Genomic DNA, 14,066 nt, shown 5'->3' on the forward strand with positions numbered 1-14,066 from the left:
ATCGGACATAATGTTCCTAAACCATGTGTCTCAACCTGTCATAATACCTGTCATAATTGTCTGAACTACTTTTCATTCGTAAACAACAAAACCAGTTCATTTGTTCATTTGTTCAAAATACTTTTGAGTGCTTTTCTGAACAGTTCATTTTCACGCATGAAAAAACTCAGAATTCCTGAATTCCTGAATTCACGCGTGAAAAATAAGTTCAAAACAGTTCATTTTACAAATTCACGAATGAAAAACAATGTTTTTTCACTCATGAAAAAGAGTATGTACTGTTCACCTTCTCTGAATTTCAGAAATGACCTTTTTCAACAATTAACCATTTCATTTTTGGAGATTGCATTTTGAAATTAAGGATGCATTCAAAAGATGATCAGCTTGAACTGATGTTGCATATTCGTGAACTAATCTCAGATGGAACAATTCGAACAAAAGATATCTCAGAAAAAATTAACCGCTCTGAACGCCAGACACGCCGCTACCTAGTTGCAATGTCACAACAAAAAATGATCTCACTTACTGATTCAAAGAGATTGGACAAATCCCAAGACCAGATAAAAAAACACAACTTTAACACAATTTCACGGGATTCATTCGTACAAATTCCGGAGATAAAGCAATGGATTGACGGATGTCTTGCACGTGGGCTGAAATTCAAAACAATCTCTCGATACATCTCTTATGCAAAATTTATCTTTAATTTCATGTCTGAAAACCCTTCAAATGCTCTGACATCAAAGGATATGGCGATAAAGTTCTGGGTTTCCTTTGCAGCAGATTTCAGACGACATCACCCATCAAAGGGAACTCAGTGCTACAGGGTAACGTACAAGAATCTCCTTGCGGCACACAATATCTTTTTTGCAAACAGGATGGGCAAAATTTACGGATTGTCCTCATCTCATGACAGGTTTGCACCTTATGCTGGAGTGCATTTCACATCTGATATCACAAAAAAGATCAGTGACATGATTCTGGAAGATGGTAACTTTGCGCTGTATGTCTGGTGGAGAATTGCACTAAGAACAGGTGCACGAAGCAGTGCTATCTCTACAATGACTTGGGATCGAGTATATCTGGATTCACACCCATTCAAACTAGAACAGCACGAGACCAAAGATCCTAGAGGACACATCCATTTGGGCCAAGACGGCGAGTGGAAACAAAAGTATGTCCCAGAGGATTTGAGAAAAATTTTACTTCAATGGAAAACTATTTCCCCAAATTCCTGTTTTTTCTGGTTTGCAGAAAAAACCTCACACCCATCAAACCAAAACGAAGCACACAAAATCCAATTACAAATGTCTCAAAATCTCAAAAAATACTATTTAAAAATATCTCATCTAGTTCCACCACAAACTCGAGAGTATATGATGAAAAGACCTGATCATATGCTAAGGCATACTCTAGTCCAACAACTCAAGGATTCAGGTTTTACAAATGAGGAGATTGCAGATTCTTTTGGGTGGAGAAGTTCTGATGTTGTAAAAAACTGGTATTCAAAGACTTCTGAGAAAAATCTGCAAGATGTTGCAAGAAGGGCAGAGAAAATATGTTTTTAATAAAACATGTGCAAATCTGTCAAGATTTGAATATTGGTTCAAATTTAACTGGGAGCACTTTGTGTTGGGGGATATAGTTGGTGCCGCACATTTTGCACTAAAATCCCTTAATTTTCAAATTTGAGGATTTATATCAATAAAGTTATGTGATATCGTCTTTACTTAGAATAAGAAATGGAGGACAATGATAATCCAAAAGGCATTCCAGAAGTGGAACGTGTAAAGTGGTTTATTGCTCGGATTGATCTTTATCATAAAATTAATTTACAAAGCATCGAAAGTAGTAAGAGAATCTTTGAAACAGCTGGAGAACAAACTCTAGCAAAAATAAAATCTCAAAGAAAAAGGAGATTTTCTATTTTAGGGGTAATATTGACGGGAATTCTTAGTATTCATTCATTTTATTCGATACCTGAATGGATGTTTTATCTATCTCTGGCTATTTTAGCTGGAATCTCAATTTTAAACTACATATTTTTTAATCGTATAGAAAGTCTAATTGAAGAAGCATTCAATTTTATTTCACAAATTACTAATGAAGCACGGATTAATATTGCAGAATCCCAATCATTCGTATCTTCTAATTTTGCTGATTTGGGATATATTGAATTAAAAATAGTAAAGAATTATGGTGTATTTGCAATACTTTTAGGCATTGCAAATGTGGTCAACATGGTTACTCAACTCAAAAAATTTAGAAATGAAAATACAGCATGGTTTGTAGATCTGTTCAAAGAAGATTTCAAAGAAACTAAGAAAATGACTGAACAAGTACCGAGTTTATTTGAAAGATTTGATAGAACAAATAATTACCCAATAGAAGGGTTTGATTTAATTGAAAAAACTCTGACTAAATATTCCAAAATAAAAAATCAATCCAAAAAGGATTAGGTTTTAGAGTAAAAATTAATCATTAACCATTCTTCTAAACAACCTTTTGGCAGCAGCTATTATAGCAACCATAATCAAGATTGCCCCAAGATAGAACAAACCCCATCCTAGTCCTCCATACTGAAATTGTTTTGTATTCATGGCATTACCTGCCAAAATCATGCCGATGAACAGTATGATTACTCCTATGATGAGAACCTTGATCCACGTTTTCAATAAAAAATGAACATCTGAATAGTAAATAAGTTAGCCCCATAGATTTTGCACTAATTTAGATAATCTTAAGTTCATACAATTTCTTATGTGGCTATGGAAACCTTAGAGTCAAAAATAATTAAAGAAAAAAAACATTATGAACACCTAAGAATGAAAACTCAAGTTTTTGGAATTTTATTAATTGCTGTTGGAATTGGGTTTGGTATTGCGTTATCTCAAGGTAATGGAATGGCACCAGTGACTGGTGGCATTATTGCTGCTATCTACATTGCAGTAGGTGCTAACATCCTAACGAGATATATCAATATCAAACATGAAGAAGAAAAATCCATCAGAGATATTCGTATGGAATACAAAGTAGATGAAATTCTATCCAAACTTAACGGCAATAAAATTTAAAAATTTAATGGGATGCAAAATTGATGAATTCAACACGATTAAAAAAGATAATTGATGAAATAGATGCACTCAAACAACTAGAATGGAGCAATCCAAAAATACCACTTTGGATCAATAAGGTTTTACGATTTCTGAAAAATGAATTTGGAGAAGAATCAGATTATTATACACAGTTTTACAGCGAAACAAAATACTATCCTATAGACATTGGAGCATCTGAGGATCAATTACAGGAAAGCCTTCAGAACGCATTGAAACGATTTGAACAAATTCTTCAAGTTTACCTAGAGGAATCAGAAGAAGAATCAACATACAACAGTAATCTTCCAGATGGTTTGAAATTACATCCTAAAATAAAACAGGTATGTGAACAATTATTTGACAATAAACATTATTCCCAAGCAATTTTTGAAGCTGTGAAAATTTTAGAAAAGGAAATTAAAGTAAAAAGTGGAGTTCGAGATAAAAGTGGTGTATCTTTAGTCAATCATGTTTTCAATAAAGAATCACCAATAATCAAAATAGTGGAGGGTGATGAAAGTTGGCAAATAGATGAAAGAGAGGGATTTCGATTTTTGTTCATGGGGGCATTTCTTGGAATAAAAAATCCAAAATCCCATGACAATCCAAAACTTGATGATTCCTTCAAAGCAATAGAGTATCTTTCATTTCTCAGTTTGCTTATGAAAAGATTAGATGAATCAACGATTTAAATTCAATCATCTATTTTTTTGCATATGTTTGAAACTCATACTGAATTCAAAGAACCGTCGAAAAATCCAAAATTATGGAGATTTATGAATTTTACAAAATTTGTAAGTATGCTAGATTCCAATGCATTGTACTTTTGCAGATCTGATTTATTGGGAGATTCATTTGAAGGAACATATACAAAATTTTCATTTGATAAGAAAAAAGATACATTGAAACAATTGTTCCTAAATAAGGATAATGCGTTTTTTGAATCTGCAATGAAAAATGATAAAATGATGCATGATCTTTGGAAAAAATCATGTTTTATCAGTTGTTGGCATCGAAATGAATATGAACCATATGACATGTGGAAAACATATACTCAAACAAATGAAGGAATTTCAATTCAAAGTTCGTGGAATCGATTAATTAAATCATTCAAAAAAACACAAGAAATAGTCTATGCCGGAATGGTTGATTACATTGATTATGAAAATGAAGATAATAGCGGGAATCTTTTTCGAAAGTATTTGACAAAGCGAAAAAATTTTTCACATGAAAATGAATTACGAGCAATATTTCTTGAAAAACCATCCAACAACATAATAAAAACAAAAGATGATCCGGATAAAGTGGATTGGGGAAAAATTCCAAATGGCATGAAAATAAATATCAATCTAGATGATTTAATAGAAAAAATTGTAGTTGCACCAAATTCACCTTCATGGTTTAAACCACTTGTAGAATCATTATGTAAGAAATATAGTTTTAACAAGCCAATAATAAATTCAACATTGGATGTACAACCATCACCATATTAGTGAGTCAATTAAGCATAATTTATTTCGAAGATTTTCTTTTATTCTGATTGGTATAATATTCTTAATTTTCTTTTTCAAATAATAAAACTCTCTTCTAGAAATTCCAATCTCTAACGCCTTCTCCAAAGTCAATTTCTCAATTATGTCTCTTAGTTTCTTTTGAAAATCCACATACTGTACAGTATCTTCTTTGAATACTCCTAGAACCTCAGAGATATCTAATTCGTTTGATTATCAAGTTCAAACATGTTGAGATGTGATTATGAACCCAAGTACGTGTTAAATTATATTTTATCTGATGTACCAATCTTATCTTTAATCATGGCTATTGATACTGGAATTACCCAAAAAATTGCGGGAAACACAATGACCATTTCTGGCGCTGCCAACCCGTATTTCACACCTGGCACAAAGTCCACTACTGCAAATAACACTATTCCCACCAATGATACTGCTCCGGACAATCCGGCCAATGTAGGTAATATTTTGGATTGTCTAAAGAAAAAGAACAGCGCCACAGCTATGCCGACAAAGGCCACAAGAGCTGAAATTCCATGCGGTATGTCATGAGGTAAGGAAAATAATCCCACACCAAAAACACCTATGGATGAAACGAAAAAAACAAGGCTGCCAACTGTGGATTTTATTTCTTTGACGTCTCCATTTCTGCCAAAAAACAAACCCAAGGAAAACATTGCCAATAGAATTCCTGCAACCATCAATCCGTAATCTAAAATTTCAGGAAACAAAACAACATGGCCATTAAGGTATGGCGGACCGACAGCACCAAGACTGCTTATGGAATTTGCATCCCAAGAAAAGTCAGACCAAGGATACACAAACATTGCAACAACTATTGCCATCACTGCGACAACATTTCCCACAATTCCACATAGTCCGGCAATGCAAGTAAAGTTACACAATTCCCACACTGCTCATTGGCCTTTGTTGGCTAGTTTTGCCAAGTTTTTGTTTATTTCCAAGATGGCATTAATCACTTCGTGTTTTCTGTATGACTCATAGATTTTAATTCCAAGGATGCCTGCCAAAATTGCAATTACAGCTCCTACAATATACCAGAAATATTCAAAGACATCATTGCCTATTATTTTTTCTAGCTTTTCAACAGTCTCTACAAACTCTTCAAGTTTCTTTTCATCAGTTTTTATAAATTCGCTGATTCTGTTCACATCTTCTTTTATGGTGTTGACATCCTCTTTAATTTCATTTACAACTGTATGCTCCAAACTCTCTGCATCATTTTTAATATCTGTCACATCTTTTTTGATGTCACTTATTTCATCCCCAATGTCCTTTCCAATTGACTTTTCAATAGAGTCAACCTTGTCTTCTACCTTCTTGACATCATTTTTTACATCAGTTACAGCACCGCTAAGATCACTGCCAATTGACTTTTCAATAGAGTCAACCTTGTCTTCTACCTTCTTGACATCATTTTTCACATCAGTTGCCGCAGACTCTATGTCTTTAGGTATCTTTTCAACGCCATCAATGGCCTCCTTTATCCAACAAACAACATCCAGATCACCGCAGTGATTGGCATATGCCGGAATAACCGTGGTTGAAAGAACAACAATCGCCAACAAAAATGATAATCTTAACATCATAAGATACTAAAAATTGGTGAATATAAAGTAATTAATTGGAATTTGCAACGGATTTGGTTTTTCTGAAAAATGAATGCTATAGCATATGTTGCTGTAATTGCTTATATGGTGACTACATATACAACTCAAGGCATGCCGAAACCTATTGGATTTACTCAAATATCAAAACACTTGATATTCATTAATGTCTGAACGAAATGCGATATTGTACCATTTGAACATTGATCCTGACTGTACAGACGACGATTATGGGTAATGATTCCTGATTTTAGCCTCAAATTTTGTGTTTATGCGGTAAAAAACTGTCATAGAAACTACCCTTATTTTACATCATTTTCTTCTTTATGTACCACTTTGTAATGCCTTCTCAGAAACCCTTCGCCAGTTAATATCACGCCGCATATTTTGCATTTAAATTCCCTCAAGGCAATCATTATCTGTTGGTGTCGTTATTTTAATTATTAAAATATGATATTATGAAAGAAAAAACATCATAAATTCCAGTTTGACAAAGCATTAATTTCATTTCAGATCGGACAAAACTGACTATGTAATTACAGAATTACCAATGCATTATAACAAAAATAATACTATTTACTGATCCATGTTTTCCGTAGAACACATCAGTAATGTTTTAAATGCCCAAAAATTAGAAAATATTAAGTTATGAGGATATTAAATGACTGTAAAAAGGATAAAAAGAATCGATCTTGATGTACTGGAGCGTCTCATTTTAGTTCTTTACGAAAATGTGGAGGAGAAAAAAACAAACATTGCAAGAAATTCTAAAATGAGCTATGACAAGTGTGTGTTGTATCTTGATGTCTTGGAGATGATGGGATTTGTCAAAAAGAATGACAACGGGAAAAATGTCTTTTACAGTCTTACTAGTATAGGGATAAATTTTTTCCAAAAGATAACTGATGTAAAATCTCAAAAAAAAGATAACATGATATTCACAGTGTGATTGTTTTCTCTTTGTTTGATGAGTATGTGATCAGTGAGTATGTCTACAGGGAGCGAACTATAATAATAACATATGATGTTATGCATATTAATGACATCAAAAACAATCAAAACAATATTGTTTGCTTCTTTGATAGCTGCTATGGTTCTTCCTTTCTCAGGAATGAATTTTGCAGACGCAAAGCAAGCAGATGATAACTCTTTGATTAAGGAAAAAATCAAGGATAAAATGACAAAATTAGTCGACAAAGACAAAAAAGAGAAAGAAACTAACACAAAACATACTTCAGAAGACTATGGAATTCCATACAATCTAATATTCGAAGATAATGGAAAATTAGTTGTAGGAATAGATGCTAAAAAGGCAAAAGAATTTAATAAAAAATATTCCGTAGATGAAGTAAAATCTGATCTTGATACAAACACAGATCTAGAAGTTAGATACTTTGAATTTGGAAGAGAATCATCACTTAGAGCTGGAGATGCTTTAACCTATGGTATTGATGCAGCTACTATCACTGTAGTAAAAAACGACAAAATCGTAACTACTGGCCATGCCTTTAGTTTGAACAATGTTGTAAATGCAGGATTAGTAGGTGGCACATCATGTCAAGAAGTGAAAATCACAAAAGACAATAACTATAGTGGAGCATACGCTGATGCAGCTTATGGTATTGACACATACAATCAAAATTGTGATCATGACTACATCAATGACTCTCTAAGATTCAATGGAAACACATACTCTGTAACATATGGAACCGCCTCTGATATCACCTATAACAAATTTATCAGAATTGCAGGAATTCAGACTACTAGTAGTGGTTACATTCTAGATACAGATGTTACTACTAGAGATCCAGATGGTATTTTAAATGACCAAGTCATTGGAAGTTATTCCAGTACTGGTGGCGATAGTGGAGCTCCTATATTTAGTATCACTGGTTCTTCAACGGTCAAACTCTTAGGTCAACATGTCGGAAGAGCTTGTGAAGTAGATCTCAATAGTGGTACCAACTTTGGATATTGGTGTGATCAATATGGCAATGGTGGTCTGAAATATTTCTCTCCTTGGGATCAAGTAGCAAGTCACTTGGGAATCTAATTCCTTTTTCTTTTTTTAATTAATATGGTGGACTAAGGTAAACAAGATATGAATAAGATTCTAATTTTGATAATGATCTCGGGAATAATTATTTTTACAAGTGTAATTGGATTACTATCATTGTCAGAGCCAAAAGTTGAGGAAGTAAGTATGGATGAGTTGATAGCAAAAGCTCATAATACTTACTTGTATGTCAAACAGAATACCAATCATGCATTACTTGAACGTGAGTATTACGTGGTTATGAATATGGTAAATGATGATCCTGATAAGGCTATTGAAATTTTCAATGATCCTGACTACCCACAAAAATTTTATGATGAAACTGGGTATCTTCCAGATGAAAAAAAGTCTGAAATATACCCTGAAATTCTTAAACGATTAAGTGATAACTATTCATACATTAAAGAAAATGTAAATCATGGATTTACTAGGGATGAATATTCTTCTGTTATGCGTTTGTCCAATGCTGATCCAATTAAAGCTGTTGCGATTTTCAATGATCCCGATTATCCTGAGAAATTTTATGATAAAAATGACTCTCTACCATAATTATTAAGAACATAATAAAAAATAAAATTTTGATTATTAGATCTTGACCAAAATCAAATCAGATACTTGGTGAGAGTTCCAATTACAATTAATTATATAAAATAGTATTTGGCAAATGCTGAGAACTTGTATGAACGATTCATTCGTGTTGCTTTTATTGTGATTTGAAATATACCAATCACAATAGATAGGTTGGGGGCTAATTCCAGACCGTTTACCTCACACCATCTATTCACAAAAGATTCTATCATGTAATTAAAAAATCCAAGCGATTGATCTAAATATGGACATTTGAGTTTTTATTCTATGCCGTTTAATCCGCCAGACAGATGCAATGCCAAGTGCGCTGATGATGAAAAAAGATGCCTGCTGTATAAAGGCCACTTTATATCGCATTACTTTGGAAACAAAAAGCCTCTTGCTCAGTTTTGATTTCAAATTGATGCCTTGATTGAATTCAAGTCACTGTTTTATTTTCTAACTGACCCTGATTTCCTGTTTAAAACAAGTTACTCGTTAACAATTCAAGACAACATTTTCAAAGTCAAACTCGAATTATTCCGTTTTTGACTAGAAACTGCAATCCGCGAACAAATTCCTCATCAGGAATCATTTCATCAGCCCACCACTTTGCGTTGTTTTTCACCCAGTCGGGAATCTTTTGCTCGGCAGAGAAATTGTTTGTCTCTGTAAATGGCACGTCTATTATCTTATTTTTTATCATGTGCTCAATCCCTGTTGCAAAGTCATCATCTGAGATTGTTCCCTCAGACCACCACTTTGCGTTGTTTTTCACCCAATCAGGAATTGCATTCACATCTGATGCTTCTATTTTTTCAATTTTAGATGTCAATTCGAATTCCAAATTCTTTATCACACCTGACAGATGAATTGCAGGAGTACCAATCTCTGCAGGAGTGTATTTTGCACTATACACTCCGACTATATCGTTTTCTTCTAGCTGTAACAGAGTTTTCAAACTTCCTACTTTGACATAAGGCTCTAGAGTATCAGCCAAACCCAAAAGATGTAGTTCTGTGGTTTCATCATTAGAGTTGTCAATTTTATTGAAAAATATCATATCATAAAGAAGTTTGTCTGATTCATCAGCTATTGACACGGCAATCACAATAGAATTATCGACACCCTGTATTGGGGGTTCGACTTCCCATCCGATGTCGATTTTGAAATCACCAACAACTTTGGCAGTGTGTGCATCTGCAAATGGAATCATACCTAAAATCAAAACTGCAGAAAAAAGAATAATAAAAAAAGGAGCCATATTAATCAAAAAAAATTATTGAGCATAGACTGCCCAATTGTTCTCAATTAATACAGATGACTGGTATGCGTTAACACATACAGGACTATTGTCAGACACTCGCAACATACGTTCTTGACCTGAACTGCATTGAATCTCTAGGTTAATTTTATCAATTGCTGATTCATCAGAAGTTAATTCTGCTTGGTCGTTATCAGAATCCAGAGTAGGTAACGATTCAGATGGAGTTTCTAACAATAAAGGCTCAGATGAAACTATGTTCAATGCATCATGAAAGTAGTTTATGCTTGCATTTCTTTCTTGGTCCCATGTTTTTACAAGAATTGTATTTGCATTAAATTCTTGAGTGGGGGTAAATGTGAATTTTACTCCTATGACAGGGGAATTATCCACAACCTGCACTGCAACATCTTTTATGAGATTTTGTTTGTTGTATTCAGAAACAGTAGTAATCCCGTCAAATGTTCTATCCCATTCAATAGTTACTGGACTGTGAGGAACCATTACTCCTGAAATCATCTTTTCTTCATTACCCAAAGATAACTCTACATGTTTTAGAGCAGCATAGCCGGCATCATCATATATTTTTAATATGATTTCTGCAGGTTCGCCAACTGTGAGAATTTGAGGATAAAGATCCTGCTTGAACATTTCAACATCATATGTTTGATCAAGAATTGTAATTCCGCCTGAGACCAATCTTTGTCCTTCGCCATCCACACCCAAAGTTGGAGGAGTGCATGATGTACATCCGCCGCCTTTACCATGATTATGACCGTTATGTGCATAAGCATCATATGGAACAACCAAAAGTGAAACTGCGCATATAATTGGCAATATCATCAAGATATTTTTTAAAGTCATTGAATGAAAAACATCAATTATGATTAAAACGAAATTGGTACATTCTAAACATGAACCAGTACAATCTTCCTTGTTCAACATAGAGTCTCGAGGAAAATTAATTCATTATAAAATTAGGATAAAGAATTCTTTTCATCGTTTGCAAAATAATGTTTTCACCAATAATATTAGATCCATTTAAAAACTATCAATCTGAAAAACATTTAGTGAGAAATTCATATTTTATTCTGGTTTTAGGTTTTGTCTTGTTTTTTGGAATGAATTCTGCCTATGCTGCAACTGATGTGACAATATCTACTGCTGCAGGCTCTGGCGCTCCCGGATGTGAATCTGCAGGAGGATGCTACCATCCAAGCACTGCAACTGTTGATGTTGGTGGTAAAGTAATTATGAAAAACACTGATACTGCAGCACATACATTCACTGCAGGAACTGGTGAGGATGGACCCAGTGGGGAATTTGATACTGGATTGCTAATGGCAGGAAATTCATTTGAATATTCTCCAAGTACAGTAGGGGAAATCAATTATTTCTGTATGGTTCATCCTTGGATGCAGGGTTTGATAATTGTAAAAGAATCTAGTGAACCAAAACCTACAATTTCTGTTTGGTCTGATAAATCATCATACAAAAATGGAGATACAATAAAAATTTCAGGCAAAGTGACAAATAAGAAATCAGGAATTCCAGTCAGCCTAATTTTAAAATCCTCTAATGGTAATCTTGTTTCTATTTCACAACATACTGTAGCATCTAATGGTGCATTTTCTGCAACTCTGGATGCTGGTGGTACTTTGATGAAGTCTTCTGGAACCTATACTTTTGTTACACAATATGGAACAGAAAACATCTCTGCTAGCGGTAGTTTTTATTTTTCAGGAACTCCTGTAACTCCACCGCCATCCAGTTCTAGTGGAAAAATTACTGTATCTGATATTTCTGTGTCTTATTCAATGACTGGTGGAAAATTGTACAGTATAATACCTGATATCAATGCAAACTCTCTGATTGTTTCAATCGATGCAACTAGTGATGGATCATTAAAACTTCATTTGCCTAGAACGTTAATTGATGCAAAAATAGGAAATAGTGATGATGATTTCTTTGTCTTAATTGATGGGGAAAGTGTAGACTTTAATGAAACAACTCAGTCAACAAACAGAATACTAACTGTAGCATTTCCCGCAGGAGCTGAAGAGATTGAAGTTATTGGAACTTTTGTAATTTCTAATCCTGTAAATACTGCTCCTACTCCAAAACCCTATGTTCCAACACCATCTATTCCATCAAGTGCTGATATTATAATTCCTAGCGGAACTGGAGCTCCGGGATGTGAAGATAGACAATCCTGTTATCTGCCATACAAGTTTAGTGCTGGCGTAGGCTCTACTGTTACGTGGTTTAATGCAGATACTGCAGCCCATACAGTAACTAGCGGCACTCCTGAAGGCGGTCCAAGTGGGGAGTTTGACAGTGGTTTGTTTATGAGTGGCAATTCATTTTCCCACAAATTCAGCGATAATGGGACATATCCCTATTTCTGCATGGTTCATCCTTGGATGAGTGGATATGTTATAGTACAACGTGGTGGGCCAATAACTTCACCTCCAACACCAATCCCTACTCCAACACCAACCCCTACACCAACAATTTCAGTTTCAACTGATGGTTTCCAATACAGTCCAAGTGATCTTGTGACAGTCAAAGTATCTACTTCACAAAGTGCCAATGTAGCAGTAAGTGTAGTTGGTCCAAACGGTGACAGCATAGTATCAAGATCAGTCTCAACTGATTCTAGAGGCAATGGCTCTTTGCAATTCAAACTGCCTGATTCATCTGCTAGCGGAACCTATAGGGTTGATACAACTGCAACTATTTCTGGAAACAAAGTTTCAGATTCCATGTCATTTACAGTAAAATCAAACGCTGTCAGAATGGATATTGTTTCATTACAGCCAACTGATCAGCAGGGAAATGCTGTTTCTTCATTTACTAAAGGCAAACTGGGATTTGTCAAAGTTATGCTTAATTCGGATTCAAATGCAAGCTCTCTTGTAACAATCAATCTCTTTGATGATGAACTTACCAGTCTTGGCATTGGATCGTTCAAGACTACATTGGGTTCTGGACAATCCGAAATGACCTTGTCCTTTTTTATTCCAAATGACGCATCATCTGGAAATGGGGACATTTATGCAAACGTGTTTTCTGACTGGCCAAGTCAGGGAGGCGTTCCACTTACAGGTGAATCATCAACACAGGTGAGAATTCAATGAAGATAGTTTTGTTTTTAGCTGCAATAATTTTGGTATCTGCAATACCTGTTTCGTTTTCTGAAACTATTACAATTAACACCAACAAGGAACAATTTGCAGGAGGGGATACTGTGGAAATTAACGGCAGTGTTGAAAACGGAAGTGCCGGTGATTTTGTTGCACTTGAAATTAAAAACCCAGACGGGGAAACCATACTTATCAGAACTGTTACTTTGGGTGATGGCGGTTCGTTTTATCTCAAATTCAAAATTCCTGAATCTGGAAAGGCAGGAAGTTATGATATTGTTGCAAATTCCAAACAAGGAGAGCAAACCATAACTGAAACTAAAACAATCACTCAGAGTAATTCCGTATCAAAATCTCCTGACACAAGTTCATCTAGCGGCGGAGGATGTCTCATTGCCACTGCAACATATGGTTCTGAGATGGCACCCCAAGTTCAACAACTCAGAGAAATTAGAGACAATCAATTGTTAAACACTGACTCTGGAGAATCCTTTGTGGCCGGATTCAACCAACTGTACTATTCCTTCTCTCCATACATTGCTGATATGGAAAGAGAGAATCCTGCATTCAGGGAGATGGTAAGGATTGCAATCACGCCTATGATAAGCTCACTTTCCATATTGAACCATGTGGATATGGATTCTGAGGAATCCGTATTAGGATATGGGATTTCTTTGATTGTACTTAATCTTGGAATGTATGTCGGAGTTCCGGCAATTATAATTTACAAAATACAAAAGCGATTCTGATACCTGAAAAATATATCTGACATATTGCGGGAAAAAGGTCTTCAGAAAAA

Annotated in this window: 15 protein-coding genes; 10 read left to right on the forward strand and 5 right to left on the reverse strand. The window is 34.7% G+C overall.

The genetic code is table 11. The features are described from left to right. Positions 1–350: 350 nt before the first annotated feature. Positions 351–1,568: a hypothetical protein gene (locus ACW9W3_RS07550; RefSeq protein ID WP_457765540.1), complete on the forward strand. Its 1,218-nt coding sequence runs from the start codon at positions 351–353 to the stop codon at positions 1,566–1,568. 174 nt (positions 1,569–1,742) lie between these two features. Further along, complete coding sequence (locus ACW9W3_RS07555) at positions 1,743–2,459, forward strand: hypothetical protein (protein ID WP_457765541.1); 717 nt, start codon at positions 1,743–1,745, stop codon at positions 2,457–2,459. Positions 2,460–2,474: 15 nt separating this feature from the next. On the opposite strand, the gene ACW9W3_RS07560 is transcribed toward ACW9W3_RS07555, so the two are convergent. Continuing rightward, entirely contained in the window at positions 2,475–2,675 is a 201-nt protein-coding gene (locus ACW9W3_RS07560; RefSeq protein ID WP_457765542.1) for a hypothetical protein, read from the reverse strand. Positions 2,676–2,768: 93 nt separating this feature from the next. Here ACW9W3_RS07560 and ACW9W3_RS07565 point away from each other — a divergent pair, with 93 nt between their 5' ends. The 3 genes from ACW9W3_RS07565 to ACW9W3_RS07575 are packed head-to-tail and all read left to right on the forward strand — an operon-like array spanning position 2,769 to position 4,588. Next, complete coding sequence (locus tag ACW9W3_RS07565; RefSeq protein ID WP_457765543.1) at positions 2,769–3,074, forward strand: hypothetical protein; 306 nt, start codon at positions 2,769–2,771, stop codon at positions 3,072–3,074. A 23-nt stretch (positions 3,075–3,097) separates the two neighbouring features. Further along, on the forward strand, positions 3,098–3,787 hold the full coding sequence (locus ACW9W3_RS07570; protein ID WP_457765544.1) for a TIGR02391 family protein: 690 nt from the start codon (positions 3,098–3,100) through the stop codon (positions 3,785–3,787). 24 nt (positions 3,788–3,811) lie between these two features. Beyond that, positions 3,812–4,588, forward strand: a complete 777-nt coding sequence (locus tag ACW9W3_RS07575; protein ID WP_457765545.1) for a DUF2971 domain-containing protein — start codon at positions 3,812–3,814, stop codon at positions 4,586–4,588. A gap of 284 nt (positions 4,589–4,872) precedes the next feature. On the opposite strand, the gene ACW9W3_RS07580 is transcribed toward ACW9W3_RS07575, so the two are convergent. Together ACW9W3_RS07580 and ACW9W3_RS07585 are read right to left on the reverse strand one after the other, a co-directional pair. Next, entirely contained in the window at positions 4,873–5,472 is a 600-nt protein-coding gene (locus ACW9W3_RS07580; protein ID WP_457765546.1) for a DUF998 domain-containing protein, read from the reverse strand. Positions 5,473–5,523: 51 nt separating this feature from the next. Continuing rightward, positions 5,524–6,216, reverse strand: a complete 693-nt coding sequence (locus ACW9W3_RS07585) for a hypothetical protein (protein WP_457765547.1) — start codon at positions 6,214–6,216, stop codon at positions 5,524–5,526. 679 nt (positions 6,217–6,895) lie between these two features. On the opposite strand from ACW9W3_RS07585, the gene ACW9W3_RS07590 reads away from it, so the two are divergent. The 3 genes from ACW9W3_RS07590 (at position 6,896) to ACW9W3_RS07600 (ending at position 8,839) form a co-directional block, all read left to right on the forward strand. Next, positions 6,896–7,183 carry a winged helix-turn-helix domain-containing protein gene (locus ACW9W3_RS07590; RefSeq protein WP_457765548.1) on the forward strand — a complete coding sequence of 96 codons (288 nt, stop codon included), beginning with the start codon at positions 6,896–6,898 and terminating at the stop codon, positions 7,181–7,183. A 90-nt stretch (positions 7,184–7,273) separates the two neighbouring features. Beyond that, positions 7,274–8,287: a hypothetical protein gene (locus ACW9W3_RS07595; protein WP_457765549.1), complete on the forward strand. Its 1,014-nt coding sequence runs from the start codon at positions 7,274–7,276 to the stop codon at positions 8,285–8,287. Positions 8,288–8,335: 48 nt separating this feature from the next. Further along, the gene (locus tag ACW9W3_RS07600) at positions 8,336–8,839 is read left to right on the forward strand and encodes a hypothetical protein (RefSeq protein WP_457765550.1); all 504 of its coding nucleotides are present in this window, start codon (positions 8,336–8,338) and stop codon (positions 8,837–8,839) included. 544 nt (positions 8,840–9,383) lie between these two features. On the opposite strand, the gene ACW9W3_RS07605 is transcribed toward ACW9W3_RS07600, so the two are convergent. Beyond that, on the reverse strand, positions 9,384–10,121 hold the full coding sequence (locus ACW9W3_RS07605; protein ID WP_457765551.1) for a peptidase: 738 nt from the start codon (positions 10,119–10,121) through the stop codon (positions 9,384–9,386). A gap of 15 nt (positions 10,122–10,136) precedes the next feature. After that, positions 10,137–10,985, reverse strand: a complete 849-nt coding sequence (locus ACW9W3_RS07610; RefSeq protein WP_457765552.1) for a hypothetical protein — start codon at positions 10,983–10,985, stop codon at positions 10,137–10,139. 206 nt (positions 10,986–11,191) lie between these two features. On the opposite strand from ACW9W3_RS07610, the gene ACW9W3_RS07615 reads away from it, so the two are divergent. Further along, positions 11,192–13,261, forward strand: coding sequence for a plastocyanin/azurin family copper-binding protein (locus tag ACW9W3_RS07615; RefSeq protein WP_457765553.1), 2,070 nt, complete (start codon positions 11,192–11,194; stop codon positions 13,259–13,261). Further along, the gene (locus ACW9W3_RS07620) at positions 13,258–14,016 is read left to right on the forward strand and encodes a CFI-box-CTERM domain-containing protein (RefSeq protein WP_457765554.1); all 759 of its coding nucleotides are present in this window, start codon (positions 13,258–13,260) and stop codon (positions 14,014–14,016) included. Before ACW9W3_RS07615 ends, ACW9W3_RS07620 begins: the two co-directional genes overlap by 4 nt. Positions 14,017–14,066: the final 50 nt, after the last annotated feature.

The organism is Candidatus Nitrosopumilus sp. bin_68KS (assembly GCF_054095825.1).

Bases quoted from the DNA above. Each gene is read 5' to 3' on its own strand.
- ACW9W3_RS07595 (WP_457765549.1), top strand. From the start codon at position 7,274: ATGACATCAAAAACAATCAAAACAATATTGTTTGCTTCTTTGATAGCT.
- ACW9W3_RS07555 (WP_457765541.1), top strand. From the start codon at position 1,743: ATGGAGGACAATGATAATCCAAAAGGCATTCCAGAAGTGGAACGTGTA.
- ACW9W3_RS07570 (WP_457765544.1), top strand. From the start codon at position 3,098: ATGAATTCAACACGATTAAAAAAGATAATTGATGAAATAGATGCACTC.
- ACW9W3_RS07620 (WP_457765554.1), top strand. From the start codon at position 13,258: ATGAAGATAGTTTTGTTTTTAGCTGCAATAATTTTGGTATCTGCAATA.
- ACW9W3_RS07585 (WP_457765547.1), bottom strand. From the start codon at position 6,216: ATGATGTTAAGATTATCATTTTTGTTGGCGATTGTTGTTCTTTCAACC.
- ACW9W3_RS07605 (WP_457765551.1), bottom strand. From the start codon at position 10,121: ATGGCTCCTTTTTTTATTATTCTTTTTTCTGCAGTTTTGATTTTAGGT.
- ACW9W3_RS07590 (WP_457765548.1), top strand. From the start codon at position 6,896: ATGACTGTAAAAAGGATAAAAAGAATCGATCTTGATGTACTGGAGCGT.
- ACW9W3_RS07600 (WP_457765550.1), top strand. From the start codon at position 8,336: ATGAATAAGATTCTAATTTTGATAATGATCTCGGGAATAATTATTTTT.
- ACW9W3_RS07575 (WP_457765545.1), top strand. From the start codon at position 3,812: ATGTTTGAAACTCATACTGAATTCAAAGAACCGTCGAAAAATCCAAAA.
- ACW9W3_RS07565 (WP_457765543.1), top strand. From the start codon at position 2,769: ATGGAAACCTTAGAGTCAAAAATAATTAAAGAAAAAAAACATTATGAA.
- ACW9W3_RS07610 (WP_457765552.1), bottom strand. From the start codon at position 10,985: ATGACTTTAAAAAATATCTTGATGATATTGCCAATTATATGCGCAGTT.